Source organism: Streptomyces sp. NPDC085932, from assembly GCF_044540525.1.
GTDB lineage: Bacteria > Actinomycetota > Actinomycetes > Streptomycetales > Streptomycetaceae > Streptomyces > Streptomyces levis.
Genome location: NZ_JBITSJ010000001.1, coordinates 1,588,568 through 1,607,076, shown reverse-complemented (window position 1 = coordinate 1,607,076; position 18,509 = coordinate 1,588,568). Strand labels below are relative to the sequence as shown.

The 18,509-nt window shown below is 72.2% G+C and carries 16 protein-coding genes; 8 read left to right on the top strand and 8 right to left on the bottom strand.

The genetic code is table 11. The features are described from left to right. Window positions 1-51: 51 nt before the first annotated feature. Entirely contained in the window at window positions 52-1,443 is a 1,392-nt protein-coding gene (locus tag ACIGAQ_RS06805) for a Tat pathway signal sequence domain protein (RefSeq protein ID WP_399779640.1), read from the top strand. Between the two features lie 46 nt (window positions 1,444-1,489). Here the strand turns inward: ACIGAQ_RS06805 and ACIGAQ_RS06800 are convergent, their stop codons facing one another. The 4 genes from ACIGAQ_RS06800 to ACIGAQ_RS06785 form a co-directional block, all read right to left on the bottom strand. After that, entirely contained in the window at window positions 1,490-2,269 is a 780-nt protein-coding gene (locus tag ACIGAQ_RS06800; protein WP_311686230.1) for a carbonic anhydrase, read from the bottom strand. A 174-nt stretch (window positions 2,270-2,443) separates the two neighbouring features. Beyond that, entirely contained in the window at window positions 2,444-4,669 is a 2,226-nt protein-coding gene (gene katG, locus ACIGAQ_RS06795) for a catalase/peroxidase HPI (protein WP_311686232.1), read from the bottom strand. A 49-nt stretch (window positions 4,670-4,718) separates the two neighbouring features. Then, a complete protein-coding gene (locus tag ACIGAQ_RS06790) occupies window positions 4,719-5,156 on the bottom strand; it encodes a Fur family transcriptional regulator (protein ID WP_311686234.1) in 438 nt (145 codons plus the stop codon). Between the two features lie 163 nt (window positions 5,157-5,319). Next, window positions 5,320-6,234 (bottom strand): hypothetical protein, encoded by a 915-nt coding sequence (locus tag ACIGAQ_RS06785; RefSeq protein WP_399779637.1) that lies wholly within the window; start codon window positions 6,232-6,234, stop codon window positions 5,320-5,322. A gap of 167 nt (window positions 6,235-6,401) precedes the next feature. Here ACIGAQ_RS06785 and ACIGAQ_RS06780 point away from each other — a divergent pair, with 167 nt between their 5' ends. Then, complete coding sequence (locus tag ACIGAQ_RS06780; RefSeq protein ID WP_311686238.1) at window positions 6,402-7,847, top strand: glyceraldehyde-3-phosphate dehydrogenase; 1,446 nt, start codon at window positions 6,402-6,404, stop codon at window positions 7,845-7,847. Between the two features lie 88 nt (window positions 7,848-7,935). On the opposite strand, the gene ACIGAQ_RS06775 is transcribed toward ACIGAQ_RS06780, so the two are convergent. Beyond that, on the bottom strand, window positions 7,936-8,109 hold the full coding sequence (locus tag ACIGAQ_RS06775) for a CsbD family protein (protein WP_094051375.1): 174 nt from the start codon (window positions 8,107-8,109) through the stop codon (window positions 7,936-7,938). A 216-nt stretch (window positions 8,110-8,325) separates the two neighbouring features. Between ACIGAQ_RS06775 and ACIGAQ_RS06770 the strand changes: the two genes are divergently transcribed. Continuing rightward, on the top strand, window positions 8,326-9,384 hold the full coding sequence (locus ACIGAQ_RS06770) for a methyltransferase domain-containing protein (protein ID WP_399779635.1): 1,059 nt from the start codon (window positions 8,326-8,328) through the stop codon (window positions 9,382-9,384). An 81-nt stretch (window positions 9,385-9,465) separates the two neighbouring features. Next, window positions 9,466-10,110, top strand: coding sequence for a hypothetical protein (locus ACIGAQ_RS06765; protein WP_311686243.1), 645 nt, complete (start codon window positions 9,466-9,468; stop codon window positions 10,108-10,110). 13 nt (window positions 10,111-10,123) lie between these two features. Here ACIGAQ_RS06765 and ACIGAQ_RS06760 read toward each other — a convergent pair whose 3' ends face one another. Beyond that, window positions 10,124-11,797 (bottom strand): hypothetical protein, encoded by a 1,674-nt coding sequence (locus ACIGAQ_RS06760; RefSeq protein WP_399779633.1) that lies wholly within the window; start codon window positions 11,795-11,797, stop codon window positions 10,124-10,126. Between the two features lie 282 nt (window positions 11,798-12,079). On the opposite strand from ACIGAQ_RS06760, the gene ACIGAQ_RS06755 reads away from it, so the two are divergent. Continuing rightward, the gene (locus tag ACIGAQ_RS06755; RefSeq protein WP_399779631.1) at window positions 12,080-12,907 is read left to right on the top strand and encodes an SAM-dependent methyltransferase; all 828 of its coding nucleotides are present in this window, start codon (window positions 12,080-12,082) and stop codon (window positions 12,905-12,907) included. Between the two features lie 54 nt (window positions 12,908-12,961). Here ACIGAQ_RS06755 and ACIGAQ_RS06750 read toward each other — a convergent pair whose 3' ends face one another. Together ACIGAQ_RS06750 and ACIGAQ_RS06745 are read right to left on the bottom strand one after the other, a co-directional pair. Further along, window positions 12,962-13,876, bottom strand: a complete 915-nt coding sequence (locus ACIGAQ_RS06750; RefSeq protein ID WP_362283384.1) for a helix-turn-helix transcriptional regulator — start codon at window positions 13,874-13,876, stop codon at window positions 12,962-12,964. 183 nt (window positions 13,877-14,059) lie between these two features. Continuing rightward, a complete protein-coding gene (locus tag ACIGAQ_RS06745) occupies window positions 14,060-14,290 on the bottom strand; it encodes a DUF397 domain-containing protein (protein ID WP_311686249.1) in 231 nt (76 codons plus the stop codon). A 147-nt stretch (window positions 14,291-14,437) separates the two neighbouring features. Between ACIGAQ_RS06745 and ACIGAQ_RS06740 the strand changes: the two genes are divergently transcribed. The 3 genes from ACIGAQ_RS06740 (at window position 14,438) to ACIGAQ_RS06730 (ending at window position 18,484) form a co-directional block, all read left to right on the top strand. Continuing rightward, on the top strand, window positions 14,438-15,046 hold the full coding sequence (locus ACIGAQ_RS06740; protein WP_399780702.1) for an ATP-binding protein: 609 nt from the start codon (window positions 14,438-14,440) through the stop codon (window positions 15,044-15,046). A gap of 28 nt (window positions 15,047-15,074) precedes the next feature. Then, complete coding sequence (locus tag ACIGAQ_RS06735; RefSeq protein WP_311686253.1) at window positions 15,075-15,623, top strand: hypothetical protein; 549 nt, start codon at window positions 15,075-15,077, stop codon at window positions 15,621-15,623. A 230-nt stretch (window positions 15,624-15,853) separates the two neighbouring features. Further along, the gene (locus tag ACIGAQ_RS06730; protein WP_394814316.1) at window positions 15,854-18,484 is read left to right on the top strand and encodes a SpoIIE family protein phosphatase; all 2,631 of its coding nucleotides are present in this window, start codon (window positions 15,854-15,856) and stop codon (window positions 18,482-18,484) included. The last annotated feature ends 25 nt before the right edge of the window (window positions 18,485-18,509 follow it).

The window sequence follows — 18,509 nt, the reverse complement described above, 5'->3', positions numbered from 1 at the left end:
GGCGCCAGCACAATGAGCGCGCTGATTGAGAGCGCTCTCAAGGGGAGATCCATGACTGGCAGACAAGGCCCGGCGCTCAGCCGGCGTTCGCTCATCGGTGCCGGGCTCGGGGCCGCCACCCTCGCCGCGGCCGGTTCCGGGCAGGCCCTCGCGGCCGGCTCCCCCGGCACCCGCCCGGCCTCGGCACCGGCCCGCGCACACGCCTTCCTCGCCGCCGCCATGGACGCCTACCCCGACCACGGGAGCCTTCGCCTGACCCAGAGCTACACCGACCAGGCCGGCCTGTTCAGCACCGCGTTCACCTACGACAACGCCCTGGCCGTCCTGGCCCACCTCGCCACCCGGACCTCGGACGGCCTGGCCCGGGCCACGGCCCTGGGCGACGCCCTGCTCTACGCCCAGCTGCACGACCCGGCGCACGACGACGGCAGGCTCCGCCAGGCCTACAACGTCGGGCCGTACACCTTCTACGACGGTTCGCCGCAGCCCGACGGCTTCGTCCGGCCGGACGGCACCGTCAACGTCGGTACGCAGTTCGGCTTCACCGGCACGGCCGTGGGCGACATGGCCTGGGCCGGCATCGCGCTCGGCGCCCTGGCCCGCCGTACCGGGGCGCGCCGCTTCCTCACCGGTGCCGTGCGGATCGGCGAGTGGATCGAGCGGAACGGCCGGACCGACGAGCCGCTCGGCGGCTACAAGTTCGGCGTGGACGGGGCGAACCAGAAGCTGCCGTTCACCTCGACCGAGCACAACACGGACCTGATCTGCCTCTTCGGCCGGCTCGCCCGCCTCACCGGTGACCGGGTCTGGCGGGAACGGCGCGCGCGGGCCGAGGCGTTCGTGCGGCGGATGTGGGAGCCGGACGGCGGCTTCTTCTACACCGGCACCAACGACGGGGTCACGGTGAACAAGTCGCCCGTCCCGGAGGACACGCAGACCTGGACGCATCTCGCCTTCTCGTCGCGCACCCGCCGCTACGCCCGTTCGCTGGACTGGGCCGCGGCCGAACTGGCCGTCGTCGACCACGCGCAGCGCCCCAACAGCACGGTGCCCGCGGGCCAGTCCTACGAGGGCGTCACCTTCAGTTCGGCGAGCCTGGTGGCGAACGAGGACGCGCCGATCGCCGCGGGGCAGCCCAAGCCGGACCGCAACGGGGTGTGGTTCGAGGGGACGGCCCATCTCGCCCTCGCCCTGCGGGACCGCGGCGCCCGGGGTGACGAGACCCGGGCCCGGCGCTTGCTCGTCTCGCTGGAGCGGGCCCAGGAACTGCTGGGCGGCGGTCAGACCGTCGGCGGCCGGGCGCTGCCCGAGCGTGCCGGGGTGGTGTCCGCGAGCAGTCCGCTGGACACCGGATTCGGCTTCGGCTACTACCCGTACCGGCACACGGGGGCGACCGCCTGGTACGTGATGGCGGCGGCGCGGTACAACCCGCTGCGGGCGTGACGGGGCGGCCCGGTCCGCCGTCGCGTGCGGCGGACCGGGCGCGGGGTCAGGCGAGGCGGTGCACCCGCTGGTCGGTCAGTTCGTAGCGGGCGCCGACGATCGCCAGCCGGCCGGAGCCGATCCGGGCGGCGAGGTCGGGCTCCGCCACCAGCTTGGAGCGGACCAGCCGGACGTTGGCGTCGACGGTCGCGTCGATGCGCGCGTCGCCCTCCTTGCCGTGGTCTATGGCGGGGCTGATCTGGTCGGCCAGGTACTGGATGTGCGCGGGCAGCCGGCCCCCCGACTCCTCGGCCTCGACGGCGGCCCGCACGGCGCCGCAGGACTGGTGTCCCAGCACGACGACGAGGGGTATGCCGAGTTCCAGCACGCCGTAGGCGACACTGCCGAGCACGGCCTCGTCGAGGACCTCTCCGGCGGTGCGGACGGTCATCAGGTCGCCCAGGCCCTGGTCGAAGACCAGCTCCGGGGGCACGCGCGAGTCGATGCAGCCGAGGACGACGGCGAAGGGGTGCTGACCGGTGGTCAGGGTCTGCCGGACGGCCGGCGTCTCGTGCGGGTGGCGTTCGTGGTAGGTGCGCCAGCGGCGGTTGCCCTCGGCCAGTTCCCGCCAGGCCTCGCCCGGGGTGCCGGGCCGCGGGGGCGTGCCCCGGGTGGGGGCGGCGGTGGCGGTGCGGGCGGTGGCGAGGCCCGTGCCGAGAGCGGCGGCACCGGTCAGTGCGGTGCGCAGGAGGGTGCGGCGGACGGGGCCGCCGGTGGCCGGCCGCGCACCGGCGAAGGGGTGCGGTGCACGGTCGGCGCCTCTGTGGGCAGTGGAATCGGTGTTCACGGCCAGAACGTATGCCCGACTCCGGGCCAGGGCGCGTTCCTTGCCGTTTCATGGGGTGTCTTGGGTGAGTGATGTTCTTGCCTTGAACGACTTTTGACGATCCCTCAGGCAACGCGGGACGCCCCGGGCCGGCCGGCTCGGGGCGTCCTGTCGTGCGGGGTGATCAGGCGGTGATCAGACCAGGTCGAACCGGTCCAGGTTCATGACCTTGACCCACGCCGCGACGAAGTCGTTGACGAACTTCTCCTTGGCGTCGTCGCTCGCGTAGACCTCGGCCAGGGCGCGCAGCTCGGAGTTCGAGCCGAAGACCAGGTCGGCGCGGGAACCGGCCCACTTGACCTCGCCGGTGGCGGCGTCGCGGCCCTCGAAGGTGGTCTGGTCCTCGGACGTCGACTTCCACGTGATGCCCAGGTCGAGCAGGTTGACGAAGAAGTCGTTGGTCAGCGAGCCGGGCGTCTTGGTCAGCACGCCGAGCTGGGACTGCTGGTAGGTGGCGCCCAGCACCCGCAGGCCGCCGACCAGGACGGTCATCTCGGGGGCGCTCAGCGTGAGCAGGTTCGCCCGGTCCAGCAGCAGGTACTCGGCCGGCAGGCGGTTGCCCTTGCCGAGGTAGTTGCGGAACCCGTCGGCGGTCGGCTCCAGCGCCTCGAAGGACTCGGCGTCGGTGTGCTCCTCCGTCGCGTCCACCCGGCCCGCGGCGAAGGGGACCTCCACCTGGAAGCCGGCTTCCTTGGCGGCCTTCTCGACGGCGGCGGAGCCACCGAGCACGATCAGGTCGGCCAGGGAGACCTTCTTGGCACCGGCGCCGGAGTTGAACTCCTGCCGGATGCCCTCCAGGACGCGCAGGACCTGGGCCAGCTCGTCGGGCTCGTTGACCTCCCAGCCGCGCTGCGGCTCCAGGCGGATGCGGGCGCCGTTGGCGCCGCCGCGCTTGTCGCTGCCGCGGAAGGTGGAGGCCGACGCCCAGGCGGTGGACACCAGCTGGGAGACGCTCAGACCCGACTCCAGGAGCTTGGTCTTGAGGATCTTGACGTCCTCGGCGTCGATGAGCTCGCCCTCGGGCTCCGGCAGCGGGTCCTGCCAGATCAGGGTCTCCTCGGGGACCTCCGGACCGAGGTACAGCGACTTCGGGCCCATGTCACGGTGGGTCAGCTTGAACCAGGCGCGGGCGAAGGCGTCCGCGAACTGGTCGGGGTTCTCGTAGAACCGGCGGGAGATGGGCTCGTAGATCGGGTCGAAGCGCAGCGCCAGGTCGGTGGTGAGCATCTTCGGGCGGTGCTTCTTCGTGGCGTCGTGCGCGTCCGGCACGATCTCCGGGGCGTCCTTGGCCACCCACTGGTGGGCGCCGGCCGGGCTCTGCTCCAGCTCGTACTCGAACTCGAAGAGGTTCTTGAAGAAGCCGTTGCTCCACTGGGTGGGCGTGGAGGTCCAGGTGACCTCCAGGCCGGAGGTGATGGCGTCGCCGCCCTTGCCCGTGCCGTAGGTGCTCTTCCAGCCCAGGCCCTGCTCCTCCATGGAGGCGGCCTCGGGGTCGGCGCCGACGTGGTCGGCCGGGCCGGCGCCGTGGGTCTTGCCGAAGGTGTGGCCGCCGGCGATCAGGGCGACGGTCTCCTCGTCGTTCATCGCCATGCGGCGGAACGTCTCACGGATGTCGCGGGCCGCGGCGAGCGGGTCCGGGTTGCCGTTCGGGCCCTCGGGGTTGACGTAGATGAGGCCCATCTGGACCGCGCCGAGGGGGTTCTCCAGCTCACGGTCGCCCGAGTAGCGCTTGTCGTCGAGCCAGGTGGTCTCGGGGCCCCAGTAGACGTCCTCCTCGGGCTCCCAGACGTCCTCGCGGCCGCCGGCGAAGCCGAAGGTCTCGAAGCCCATCTGCTCCAGGGCGACGTTGCCGGTGAGGATCATGAGGTCGGCCCAGGAGATGTTCTGGCCGTACTTCTTCTTCACCGGCCACAGCAGACGGCGGGCCTTGTCGAGGTTGCCGTTGTCCGGCCAGCTGTTCAGCGGCGCGAAGCGCTGCTGACCGGCGCCGGCGCCGCCGCGACCGTCGCTGATGCGGTAGGTGCCGGCGCTGTGCCAGGCCATGCGGATCATCAGCGGGCCGTAGTTGCCGAAGTCGGCCGGCCACCAGTCCTGCGAGGTGGTGAGCACCTCCGCGATGTCGCGTTTGACGGCCGCGAGGTCCAGGTTCCGGAACGCCTCGGCGTAGTCGAAGTCCTCACCGAGGGGGTTGGCCACCTCGGGGTTCTTGGCGAGGATCTTCAGGTTCAGCCGCTCGGGCCACCACTGGCGGTTGCCGCCGCCCTGGGTCGGGTGCAGCGCCCGGTCGTGGGCCACCGGGCAGCCGCCTCCTGCCTCCTCCGACTTCGGGTCGGTGACGATCGCGTCGTGGTTCTCAGTCATGGAAATCCTTCCGGACGGGTGGATCACGGTGCTCGGGTGGATCACGTGCTCAGGAACTGCTGGCGGTGGAACAGCCGGGGCACAGGCCCCAGTAGATGACCTCGGCCTCGTCGACGGCGAAGCCGCGGTCGTCGGAGGCGGTCAGGCACGGGGCGTGGCCGACCGCGCAGTCGACGTCGGCGACGGCTCCGCAGGACCGGCACACGAGGTGGTGGTGGTTGTCGCCGACCCGTCCCTCGTAGAGGGCGGGGCTGCCGGGTGGTTCGAGGCGGCGTATGAGTCCTGCCGCGGTGAGCGCGTGGAGCCCCTCGTAGACGGCCTGGACGGAGATGTGACCCACCCGCCCGCGCACCTCGGAGGCGATCGCCTCGGCGCCCAGGTGGTCTCCGTCCCGCACGGTCTCGAGCAGCGCGACGCGGGCTGCCGTCACCCGCAGGCCGGCACCGCGCAGCTCCTCGGCCGTGGTCGGGGTCCGGGATGCGGTCATGCCCACAACCTAGCCACACAAACACGAACGGTTCAAGAAAACGAACGGTTCAATTTTGGTGTCGCGCACGTGATGCCCTGGGGCGCCACCGCAGCACTGGGATGTGAGCTCCGTCACGACCTCATGATGAGTCCCGAGCACCCGGCCGCGTGGCAGCGGCCCGTCAGGACTCGGGAGAGGTCAGGCGTGCGAGCCGGTCAGCGGCCGCCGCGGCCTTGCGGCCGGCCTCGCGGACGCTGCGCTCGGCCGCGCGCGCCTGTTCCCGGGCGGTGCGCTCGGCGAAGCGGGCCTGCTGGTGCGCGCCCCTGGCGCGTTCCAGCTCCCCGGCCAGTTCGTCGACGTGCTGCTGGAGGCGCTCGACCTCCTGCTTCGCCTCCTCAGCCGCCCGGCCGGCGGCCTCGGCCCCGTCCCGGAGCGTGCGCAGCTCCCGGTCGGCGGCCTCGGCGGCCCGCCTCGCCTCGGCCAGACGCTGCCGGCGCTGCTCGTCCGCCTTGGTGTCCTTGACCGTCCCGCCCCTGCCCGCCCTGCCCGGGCCCGGCTCGCCCGCGCTCCTGCCCTGGTCCGGCGCGCCCCCGCCGGCGCGCGGGGGGACACCCCCGGCCACGGCCGGGAAGCCGACGGCCGCGCTGAGCGGCTTGGCGAGCCGGCCGGTCGCCCAGGCCTCGGCGGCCCCGGGGTCGGCGAGCACGGCGTGCAGGGTGTTCTCCACCTCGCGCTGCACGCTCTCGCTGATCGGATGACCGGCCTGCGCGGCGAGCTGCCTGGCCTGCAGGGACAGGGCGCGGATCAGCGCGTGCTGCCGCCTGCTCAGCTCCCGCAGCTGGGCACCGTCCAGGTCCTGGTGAGCCCGGCGCAGCCCCTCGCCCAGCCGGAGCAGCGGCTCCACCTCACCCGGGCGGCTGCGGACCAGGAGGTTGCTCACCCAGGCCGCGAGGCTGGGCTTGCGCAACGCACCGATCCGCGCGGCGAGTTCCCGGTCTCCCGCGGTGCGGGCGGCGGCCACGGCCGAGGCCCGGGCGGAGGTGAACTCCTCCGGCCGCAGGGCGTACAGCTCGTCGGCCACGGCATCCAGGTCCATGCGCGTCCCTTTCGCACGGCGGCTGTGAAGCTCCGGGTCGATCGTCTCAAGCCGGGCCGCTCGGGGCGCGCGGAAAGCCGCACACGGAGGCCCCGAGGCACCCCCTTCCCTGCTCGGAACACCGACGGTTTAACATATGAGCGCCGCCTAGCTCGAAAGATGGACTCGTGACTGTCAACGACGACTCGTTCACCAACTGGAAGAACCGCGAGGAGATCGCGGAGTCGATGATCCCGATCATCGGGAAGCTGCACCGGGAGCGGGACGTGACGGTCCTGCTGCACAGCCGCTCCCTGGTGAACAAGTCGGTGGTCAGCATCCTGAAGACCCACCGGTTCGCCCGCCAGATCGCGGGCGCGGAGCTCTCCGTCACCGAGACGCTGCCCTTCCTCAAGACCCTCGCCGAGCTCGACCTCGGCCCGTCGCAGATCGACATCGGCATGCTCGCCGCGACGTACCGCGAGGACGACCGCGGACTGTCGGTCGCCGAGTTCACCGCCGAGGCCGTCGCCGGTGCCACCGGCGCCAACAAGATCGAGCGGCGCGAGGGCCGGGACGTCGTCCTGTACGGCTTCGGCCGCATCGGCCGGCTGGTCGCCCGGCTGCTGATCGAGAAGGCCGGTTCGGGCAACGGACTGCGCCTGCGGGCCATCGTCGTGCGGGGCGGTGGGGAGCAGGACATCGTCAAGCGCGCCTCGCTGCTGCGCCGGGACTCCATCCACGGCCAGTTCCAGGGCACGATCACCGTCGACGAGGCGACCAGCACCATCGTCGCCAACGGCAACGCCATCAAGGTGATCTACGCGAACGACCCGTCCGAGCTGGACTACACCGCGTACGGCATCCGGGACGCCATCCTCATCGACAACACCGGCAAGTGGCGCGACCGCGAGGGCCTGTCGCAGCACCTGCGCCCGGGTATCGACAAGGTCGTGCTGACCGCGCCCGGCAAGGGCGACGTCCCGAACATCGTCCACGGCGTCAACCACGACACCATCAAGCCGGACGAGCAGATCCTGTCGTGCGCGTCCTGCACCACGAACGCGATCGTGCCGCCGCTGAAGGCGATGGACGACGAGTTCGGCGTGCAGCGCGGCCACGTGGAGACCGTCCACTCGTTCACCAACGACCAGAACCTGCTGGACAACTACCACAAGTCCGAGCGCCGGGGCCGGTCCGCGCCGCTCAACATGGTCATCACCGAGACCGGGGCCGCCTCCGCCGTCGCCAAGGCGCTGCCCGACCTCAAGGCGAAGATCACCGGCAGCTCCATCCGGGTGCCGGTGCCGGACGTGTCCATCGCGATCCTCAACCTGCAGCTCGCCCGCGAGACCACCCGCCAGGAGGTCCTCGACTACCTGCGCGAGGTCTCGCTGACCTCGCCGCTCAAGCGCCAGATCGACTTCATCAGCGCCCCGGACGCGGTCTCCAGCGACTTCATCGGCTCGCGCCACGCGTCGATCGTCGACGCCGGTGCCACCAAGGTCGAGGGCGACAACGCGATCCTCTACCTCTGGTACGACAACGAGTTCGGCTACTCGTGCCAGGTGATCCGGGTCGTGCAGCACGTGTCGGGCGTGGAGTACCCGACGTTCCCGGCTCCCGCGGTCTGATCCCGGAGAGCACACGGAAGGCGCGGGGCGTGCGGGCCCCGCGCCTTCCTCATGACCTCAGCACGAGCGGGTCGTGCCCGCCCCGTGCTCAGTGCTTGAAGACGTCCTTCGTCTTCTCCTTGGCCTGACGGGCGTCGCCCTTCGACTGCTGCGCGCGGCCCTCGGCCTCCATGCGCTCGTTGCCGACGGCACGGCCGATCGTCTCCTTGGCCTTGCCCTTGGCCTGCTCGGCCTTCGCCTTGGCCTTCTGCTCTCCAGCCACTCTTCGTTCACTCCCAGTCGTGTCCGACGTCGGGGTCACTGTGCGGGTGACCTTGAAAGGGGAGGTCCAAACCTGCCGGGCCGATTACACTCCGGCCCATGACGTACTTCTTCCACCTCCGCTAGGCACCGTCGGCGAAGCGAGGACCCCCCGTCGCCGACGACGCGGGGCGGCGGAGCGCTGCCCCGAGTGCCGACGTGGAAGAAGAACACCCCCATGTACACGCCCCTCGTGGCGCGCTGCCTGCGCGGCCTGGAGCCCCTGGTCGCCGCCGAGGTCGTCCACTCCGGTCTCGGCGCGGTCACCGATCTGCGGCACCGCGAAGTCCACTTCCGCACGTGCCGGTCCGCGCCCCCGCTGCGCACCGCCGACGACGTGTTTCTGCTCGCCGCCCGGCGTCCCGACGTCGGAGCCGCCCGCCAGGCCGCGCGGGAGCTCGCCGAGCTCGCCGCCCTCACCCCCCTCGACGACCTGCTGCCTCTGCGACGGGCGGTGACGGCGCCCACCTCGGTCGACGTCTCGGCCTCGTTCCTCGGCCGGCGCGCCTTCACGCGCTACGACGCCGAGGACGCCGTGGGCGAGGCCCTCGCCGAGCGGCTCGGCGTCCCCTACCACTCGCGCCGCACCGGTGCCGCTCCCCCGCCCGGATCCTGCGGCTGGCGACTGACCCTGGACGGCGCGCGGGCCACCCTCATGCTGCGCGTCGACGACCGGCCCCTGCACCGCCGCGCCTACAAGCGGCACACGATTCCGGGCACTCTCCACCCGCCGCTCGCCGCCGCCATGGCCGCGCTCGCCGACATCCGCGCCGGGCAGGCCGTCCTCGACCCGTGCTGCGGCGCCGGCACCCTGCTGATCGAGGGAGCGCTGGCCCGGCCCGACGCGCGCTTCCAGGGGTTCGACCTGTCGGCGCAGGCGGTCGCGGCGGCCCGCGCCAACGCCGGTGCGCTGCCGGTGTCCGTCCGCCGCTGCGACGCCGGCCGGCTGCCGCTGCCCGAGGGGGCCGCCGACCGTGTGCTGTGCAACCCGCCGTGGGGGGCCCAGGTCCCCGCGGGCGGCCTGCTCGCCGGCGCCCCCGACCGCTGGTGGAGGGAACTGCGGCGCGTCCTGTCCCCCGACGGCGCCGCCGTCCTGCTGCTGCCCGGCCGTGACGACCTGGCCGCCGCGATCCGGCACGGCTTCACACCCGTGCACGGCCAGCGGCTCCGGCTGTCCGGAGCGCAGCCGTTCCTCGTGCGGCTGATCCTGGCGGACGGCCGCAGGGGCCGCCGCTGACAGGCTCCCGCCCCGGCCGGGCGGTACCGCCCGTGAGAACCTTGCCCCGATCATGATCAGCGGGACGAACGAGGACAGCGCATGACCATCAACCGGCCGGGGCTGCCCGGGGATCTGCCGGCGGCGCCCGAACTGTGGGCGCGCTGGGCGCTCATCGCCGTGCTGGAGGCCACGACGAAGGACGAGCAGAGGGCTCATCACCGCACGGGCACCTGGGCGGACGGGGACGGGCTGCATCTGGACGACTCCGGCAGCACCTGGTGGAGCTTCACGGCCCGGGGCGAGGGGCGGTGGGTGCTCTACGGCGAGGACGAGTCCAGCGGCTGCAAGTGGCACCAGCCGCCGGTCGACCTGCTCGCCGGAGCCCCTTCCTGGCTTCCGCACGAGGAGCTCCAGGACTTGCTGTCCGGGGCCCAACTGGGCTGCGTCTACTGGTACGAGGACGGTTCCTGGGCGCGGGCCCCCTACCCGGACACCCTGGACGACGACGGCCTCGACTGCGGGATGAGCCGCTTCGCGGACCGCGCCGACGTGCTGCGCACGATCGCCGACGAGGACCACGGCGCCACGTCGGCCGCCGACGCGCAGGCCCTGCTGACGCATGCCGAGAACCACCGCCTGACGCCCGAGCTGCTGATGTCCCTCACCCGGGACCCGCACTGGCGGCAGCGGGACCGGCCGGCCATGACCCGGGCGCTGGAGCACGCGGGCCTGAACCGGCCGTGACCCGCGGGGACCGTCAGTGGCAGCACCCGTCGGCGGCGGGCGGCACGTCCAGGCGGCAGAAGCACGACGCCCGGATCGGCACGTCGGCCAGCGCGGTCGCCGTCTTGAGCTGGTGGGCCACGAGGGCCGCCTCGCCGGTCTTGCCGGTGCGCAGCAGGCACTCGTGGAAGCCGTGCAGTGCCCAGACGTTGTTGGGGTGCTGCAGGGGGCGGGGCAGGGTGTCGTCCAGGCCGAGGTCCGCGCGGTAGACGGCCTCGGCCTCCGCCACCCGGCCCTGTTCCAGCAGCAGGGCGCCGTAGGCGTGGCGGGTGGGCTGCATCCAGCCCCAGGGCTCGTCGTAGGGGAGGTTGTCGTCGAGCTCGACGGAGCGTTCCAGGGCGGCGAAGGCCAGGTCGTGATCGCCCCTGCGGTAGGCGAGTTCGCCGTCCAGCATGGCCCCGGCGACGGCGAGGATGTCGTGGCACGTGTTGTTGAACAGCATCCGTGACCCGGGCACGCGGCTGACCGCCTCGTGGAACAGGGCGCGCTCGGCCTCCGCCCGGTCGACCTCGCCGGTGGCCGAGAGGGCGACGCCCCGGGCGTAGTGGCGCATCGCCGTGGTCACCGCGTAGAGCTCCGGGTCGGCCGGGGCGGGCAGCGCGAGGATGTCGGACCAGCGGCCGAAGCGGATCAGCACGTGGACGCGCATGGCCAGGAACGCCTCCAGCCAGTCGGCCATCGGAGGGCTCTGCACGCGCAGCAGGTCCTCCGGGACGGCGGCCTCCAGCCGCGCGGCGGTGTCCAGGGCGACCTGCGCCTGGCCGAGGAACATGGCCCCGTAGATCTTGAAGTGGTAGTTGTGCGCCCGGTAGAGCGTGTAGAAGTTCATCGCGCCGGCCTGCCGGTGGTACTTCTCGTCGGCGGCGATCGCGGCGGTGTTGGCCGCGACGACCTGGCGGTAGTCGCCGCACAGCACGTCCAGGTGCGAGGGCATGTGGAGCAGGTGGCCCGCGTCGGGCACGATGCCGCGCAGCCGGTCGGCGACGGTGAGCGCCTGCTCCGGGGCCGGGGACATCTCCATGAGGTGGATGTAGAGGTGGAGCACGCCGGGATGCCGTGCGCCGGCCTCGGTGGCGAGGGCGTTCTCCAGCACCTCCCTGGCCTCGGGCGTGCGCGCGCCCGCGGCCGGCTGCCCGGTCCTCAGATCCCACAGCTGCCACGGGGTGAGGTTCATCGCGGCGTCGGCGTGCAGGGTGGCGATGTCCGGGTCGTCGGGCGCCAGTGCGTACACGGCGCGCATGGCGTCGGCGTAGGGCTCGTTCCACACCGAGCAGTCCTCCACCGCCTCCGCCTGCGGGTAGCGGGCCCGCAGGGCGCCGATCAGGGCCCGCTCGACCGGGGTGGCTCCGGCGGCCTTCTCGTGCGCCCGTTCCACGGCGGCGTGCGTGCGCTCCACCGTCCGCACGAGTTCCTCGCCGTCGAAGAACTCCCAGGGCTTGTTGTAGTTCGGGCCGAGCGCGTAGGCGATGCCCCAGTGGGCCATCGCGCACTCGGGATCGGCTTCGGCCGCTTTCTCGAAGCAGGCGACGGCCTCCTCGTGGTGGAAGGCGTACGTCCACACCAGGCCACGGTCGAACCAGAGTTGAGCCTCGGCGGACGTGGTGGTGACGGGACGGCTGTGGGTACCGAGGTCGTAGTAGTCGCCCATGGGACTCTCCTGGAAAAGCGGCCGAGGCCGTGAGAATAGCGGCTGCGGGCCTCTCCTCACTTCCGATGCGTTCCCGTATGTCCAGGTTAGCGGCACGACCGTCGATCACAGGGAGTGATCGGACCATCACATGAGCGACCCCGTCGCCCACCCCGGGCCGATCATCGTGTCGTTCGATCGTGGTCAGCTTCGCCGACGGGCTGGCACCGCCCAACTCCCGCTCCCTAGGATGTACTTCCTGTCCAGCCCGTCCTTTGGCGCGGCACCTTTGCAGGGGGAACGATGCACTCCGAGAAGCAGCTGTCCACCGAGATCGACGCGAACGTGCCGACGGCAGCACGCATGTACGACCACTACCTGGGCGGCAAGGACAACTACGCGGCCGACCGCGCCGCCTGCGAGGAACTCGACAAGGTCGTCCCCAGCACGCGCCGTCTGGCCCTGAACAACCGCCGTTTCCTCCAGCGCGTGGTGCGGACCCTCTCCGAGGAGTACGGGATCCGCCAGTACCTGGACCACGGCTCCGGCCTGCCCACGCAGGACAACGTGCACCAGGTCGCCCAGCGCATCGATCCCAGCACCCACGTGGTGTACGTCGACAACGACCCGATGGTGCTGGTGCACGGCCGCGCCCTGCTGGAGCAGGACGAGCGCACCACCGTCATCCACGCGGACATGCGCGAGACCGACCTGATCTTCGACCACCCGGACACCAAGCGGCTGATCGACTTCTCCGAGCCGGTGTGCGTGCTGTTCAACTCGGTCTTCCACTGCATCCCGGACAGTGACACGGACGGACCGCTCGCGGTGGCCCGGCGGGTCCGGGAGCGGCTCGCGCCCGGCAGCTTCATGGTGATGTGCCAGCTGGTCAGCGAGGACCCCGAGGTCCGCGCGTTCGTCACGAACTTCATGGACCAGGCGACGCAGGGCCACTGGGGCCGCGTCCGCGAGCCGAAGGACGTCGAGACGTACTTCGAGGGCCTGGAGATCCTGGAGCCGGGCCTGGTGGAGGTGTCCACCTGGCGCCCGGACACGGAGGTGGCGCCGCGTCAGCTCACCCACGAGTGGATCGAGTTCGGCGGCGTGGGGCGTCTTCCCCTGGAGCAGTGACCCGGCGGGTGCCGCTCGCGGGACGGTGAGCGTCCCGCGAGCGGCACCCGGACGTCACGGGTAGCGCTGGTCCATCGTCTGCCGCAGCAGCTCCATGGAGTCGCGGGGCTTGAGGGCCTCGTCCGCGAGCCGGTCCAGCGCGATCCGGTACTCCTCCGTCTCGTCGCGGTCCTCCAGGAAGTTGGCGCTTCTGATGTGCTCCAGGTAGACCACGTCGGGCAGGTCGAGGCCACCGAACCGCAGATAGGTCACCGGGATGGCGGGCGCCGAGGCGTTCGTGACGCTCAGCGGCACGATCTGGAGCGTCACATTGGGGCGCTGGGCCATCTCCACGAGGTGCGCGAGCTGCTCCCGCATGACGTCCGTGCTGCCCAGGACCCGCAGCAGGACGGACTCGTCGATGATCGCCCACAACTGCGGGGCCTCGGCTCGCGTCAGCAGCCGTGCCCGGTGCGTGCGCAGTTCGACGCGCCGCTCCACCTCACCGGCCGGGGCGTTCGGCAGGCCCCGCTCGACGACGGCCCTGGTGTAGGCGGGCGTCTGCAACAGCCCGGGCACGTACTGGATCTCGAAGGTGCGGATGGTGGCCGCGGCCTCCTGGAGGCCGACCAGCCGGTCGAACCACTCGGGCATCAGCCGCTTGTCGTAGCGCTGCCACCAGCCCGGCTCGCCGGCGCGCTGCAACAGCTTCAGCAGCACCGAGGCCTCGTAGTCGTCGGTGCCGTACAGCTGCAGCAACGCGCGGACGTCGCTCTCGGTCGGCGGGCGGCGGCCCTTGCCGGACTCGATGCGGGACAGTTTCGCGGCACTGAACCCGACAGCGCGCGCCGCCTGGTCCTGGGCCAGCCCGGCGTCCTCACGGAAGCCTGCCAGCTGCACACCGACCAGCATCTTCAGCAGGGTCGGCGCCGGCTCGGGCCTGTCCAGGTAGGGTTCCAGACGGGAGATACGATGCGACGCGGCGGACATCCTGACTCCCAGCAGACCGGCACAAGGGCGATTTACACTATCGCACCCGTCCGGGCCCACGCGCATCCGCCCGGAAGAGCCGTGGAAACTGGGGAGTTGGGCTCCGCTTCACCGGCTCGCATCACCGGCCCCGCTCTCACCGGTTCCCTTCACCGCCCCCGGGCCGTCCGGCGCGCGGCGGTCTCACACCAGGTGGTCGAACTCGCCGTCCTTCGCCCCGGCCAGGAACGCCGCCACCTCCGCGGCCGTGTAGACGAGCGCGGGCCCGTCGGGATCACGGGAGTTGCGCATCGCGATGCCTCCGTCCACGAGAGGGGCGACTTCGACGCAGTTGCCCTCGGCGTTGCTGTGCCGGCTCTTGATCCAGCAGGCGTCCAGTGAACTTGCCTGCACTCCGTTGCGCACTGGTGGCACCGCAGTCTCCTTGCTCTCCGGCCGAACTCGTCCCGGCCCGCGTACCCGCGACGGCTTGAAACTCACGCAATTTCTCGTGCAATTGCACGGAAGCGCCGTCAGCGTGGATAATAGCCGCGGCGTCAACCCCCGTGCTGACGCCCCGTCCTGACGTCGCATCGGGGAGATGCCGTGTCATCACCTGCGCAGCACGTGCTCCGGCCGCCGAGTGAGGCCCCGGCGCACGCAGGCGCATCCGAGGCGCTCGACGGCTTCCCGGCCGGCCGGCGTGCGGTGCCGTCCCACGGGATGCCGGGAGTGACGTCTGCGCCGCCCACCACCGGGACGGCGCCGGGCTTCGACTGCCTGGCCCCCTCGGTCGCGTTGCGCGTCGAGTGCAGCCGGGAGGGCTTCGCCCGGGCCCGGTCCTTCACCCGTCACACCCTGCACCTCTGGTCGCTCGACCACCGCTGCGACGACACCACGCTCGTCATCACGGAGCTCACCGCCAACGCCGCGACGCACGCGGCGCAGGGGGCACCCGGTGCGCCGGAGATCCGGCTGGGATTCCGCCGGGATCCGGCCCATCTGCTGGTGACCGTCTCCGACCCCGACGACCACCCGCCCCTGTACGCGCCCCACGCCGGCTCCGCCCTGGAGGAGCACGGCCGAGGCCTGTGCATCGTCGACGCCCTGTCCGAGGAGTGGGGCTGGACCCCGACCCCTCCGGCGGGCAAGACGGTGTGGGCGAGGTTGTCGACCTGTCCACCCCTCTGACCCGACTGCCGCGGAAAGGCCCCTCGCCATGCGCAGCGCTTCGACGGAACACCCGAGCAGCGAGCGCCCACAGCGCCCCGACGCCCCGTCCGGCCTGGCCCGGAAGACACCGCTCACGGCACTGGACCGCGTGCCGTGGGGCGACATCCAGGACTCCACCGGTTCGGCGGCGGCCATTCCCGTCCTGCTCAGCGGCATCGCCTGCGGCGACGCCGACACCGCCCGCTCCGCCCTGGACGATTTGCGGAAACGGATCTGCCAGTTCGGTTTCGTGGTGGAGCAGGCGACCGCCGCCACGGTGCCGTTCCTGTGGGAACTGGCCAAGCAGCCACAGGTGACCGTCCGCGCCCAGATCATCCAGCTGCTCAAGAGCATCGCCGACGCACGGCAGTGGGAGAGCACCGCCGCCGTCTACCCCAAGCTGCTGAACCACCGGGAGAACCCGGTGGCGTGGGAGCGGGCGGCGCGCCAGGCGGTGCGGGCCCGCAGCGGCGAACTGCGCCGGCTCATGGCGGACGAGGACACGGAGATCGCGAGGGCCACGACCGAGCTGGCCCGCTCGCTGGGGGCGGCCTGAGACAGGCGGCGCGGCCGTGGCCGGAACGCGGCGGTGTTCCGAAGACGTGATGAAACGGTGAGGGCCCCCGGCCGCCACGGGTGACGCCCCTCGCCTCCCGGGGCCGGGCAGTGTAGACATGGCACATGGTCCGACTCTTGGGTCGATCCGGGACTCGATCGCCCCTGCGGCCCGGCTCCGCGCCGTCCGCACGGCAGCGGGGGGAGACGGGTCCGGCGCGGTGGCATCCCATGGCGGGGCTGCGGTCGGTGCTGGGCGGGCGCAGCGTCGCCGGGCAGGTGTTCCTGCTGGTCGTGGTGATCGTGCTGCTGCTGGTCGTGGCGGCCGTGGTGGCCCTGGTGCTGCAGGTGCGGCACGACACGACCCAGGAGGCGCGCAACCGCTCGCTCGCCGTCGCGGAGACCTTCGCCAACGCTCCGGGCACGATCGAGGCACTGGAGAGCTCCGACCCCACCGCCGTGCTCCAGCCACGCGCCGAGGCCGCCCGGGAGCGGTCGAAGGTCGACTTCATCGTCGTCATGAACACCGACGGGATCCGCTACACCCACCCCAGGACCGACCGCATCGGCAAGCAGTTCGTCGGCACGATCGCACCGGCCCTGGCCGGACAGGCGGTGACCGAGGAGATCGAGGGCACCATCGGCCCCCTCGTTCAGGCCGTGGTGCCGGTGAAGGACCCGGACGGACGGGTCGTCGGGCTGGTCTCCGCGGGCATCACGACGAAGAACGTGGGCGGGACCGCCGACCGCCAGCTGCCGCTCGTGCTGTCGGCGGCCGCGGCGGCCCTCGCACTGGCGACCGCCGGCGCCGCCCTGGTGAGCAGGCGGCTGCTGCGCCAGACCCACGGGCTGGGGCCGCACGAGATGACCCGGATGTACGAACACCACGACGCCGTGCTGCACGCCGTCCGGGAGGGTGTGCTCATCGTCGACGACAAGGGCACCCTGGTCCTCGCCAACGACGAGGCACACCGGCTGCTCGGGCTGCCCGACGACGCCGAGGGCCGGCCCGTGCTCGCTCTGGGCCTCGACCCGGGCACCGCAGACCTGCTCGCGTCGGGCCGCGTCGCCACGGACGAGGTGCACCTGGTCGGTGACCGGCTCCTCGCCGTCAACCAGCGGACGACGGACCGGGCCGGCGTCCCGCCGGGCAGCGTCGCCACGCTGCGCGACTCCACGGAGCTGCGGGCCCTGTCCGGCCGGGCCGAGACCGCGCGGGAACGGCTCAACATGCTGTACGACGCCGGAGTGGGCATCGGTACGAGCCTGGACGTGACGCGGACGGCCGAGGAGCTGACCGAGCTGGCCGTGCCCCGGTTCGCCGACTTCGCCACCGTGGACCTGTTCGACGCGGTGCTGGGCGGCGGGCAGCCGGACGCCGCGGCCACGCTCAGCCGCACGGCGCTCAGCGGCATCCGCAAGGACGCTCCCCTCTATCCCGTCGGCGAGCGGATCCGGTTCGTGGAGTCCTCCCCGCAGGGCCGCAGCCTCGGCACCGGGCGGCCCCTTCTGGAACCCCGGCTGGGCGAGGCGCCCGGCTGGCAGGCCCAGGACCTGGAGCGCTCGGCGCAGATCGTGGAGTACGGCATCCACTCGCTGATCACCGTGCCGCTGCGGGCCGGGACGCTGGTGCTGGGCGTGGTCAGCTTCTGGCGCTCGGAGAAGCCGGAGCCGTTCGACGAGGACGAGCTGGCCCTGGCCGAGGAACTGGTCGCGCGGGCCGCCGTCTCCATCGACAACGCGCGCCGCTACACGCGCGAGCACAGCATGGCGGTGACGCTGCAGCGCAGCCTGCTCCCGCGCAACCTGCCCGAGCAGGGCGCGCTGGAGATCGCCTACCGCTATCTGCCCGCCCAGGCCGGGGTGGGCGGCGACTGGTTCGACGTGCTGCCGCTGTCCGGGGCCCGGGTCGCGCTCGTCGTCGGGGACGTCGTCGGGCACGGGCTGCACGCCGCGGCCACCATGGGACGGCTGCGCACCGCCGTGCACAACTTCTCCTCCCTCGATCTGCCGCCGGACGAACTCATCGCCCTGCTCGACGAGTTGGTGGGCAGGATCGACCAGGACGAGACGGAGGAGGAGGGCAGCGCCCCGGTCACCGGCGCGACCTGTCTGTATGCCGTGTACGACCCGGTCTCCCGGCGGTGCACCCTCGCCCGGGCCGGGCATCCGCCGCCGGCCCTGATCCACCCGGACGGCAGCGTGGAGTTCCCGGACGTGCCGGCCGGTCCCCCGCTCGGGCTCGGGGGGCTGCCGTTCGAGACGGCGGAGCTGGAGCTGGCGGAGGGCAGCCGGCTCGTGCTGTACACGGACGGGCTGGTGGAGGACCGGGAGCGGGACATCGACGTCGGTCTGGAGATGCTGCGCGAGGCCCTGGGCCGGGCCGGGGAGTCGCCGGAGGACACCTGCCGGGTCGTGCTCGACTCGCGGCTCACGGCGCGCTCCAGCGACGACATCGCGCTGATCGTCGCCCGGACGCGGGCGCTCGCCGCCGACCATGTCGCCGAGTGGCCGGTGCCGGCCGACCCCGCGGCCGTGGGCGAGGTGCGGGCGGCGGTGAGCCGGCAGCTCGCCGCGTGGGGCCTGGAGGAACTGACGTTCACCACCGAGCTGATCCTCAGCGAGCTGGTCACCAACGCGCTGCGGTACGGCGGCGGTCCGATGCGGGTCCGGGTGCTGCGCGACCGCAACCTGATCTGCGAGGTGTTCGACAGCAGCAGCACCTCGCCCCACCTGCGGTACGCGACGATGACCGACGAGGGCGGACGGGGCCTGTTCCTCGTGGCGCAGCTCGCCGAGCGCTGGGGGACGCGCTACCTGCCGGCCGGTAAGGTCATCTGGGCCGAGCAGCCCCTGCCATAAGCAGCACTGGGGACTACTCATAAAG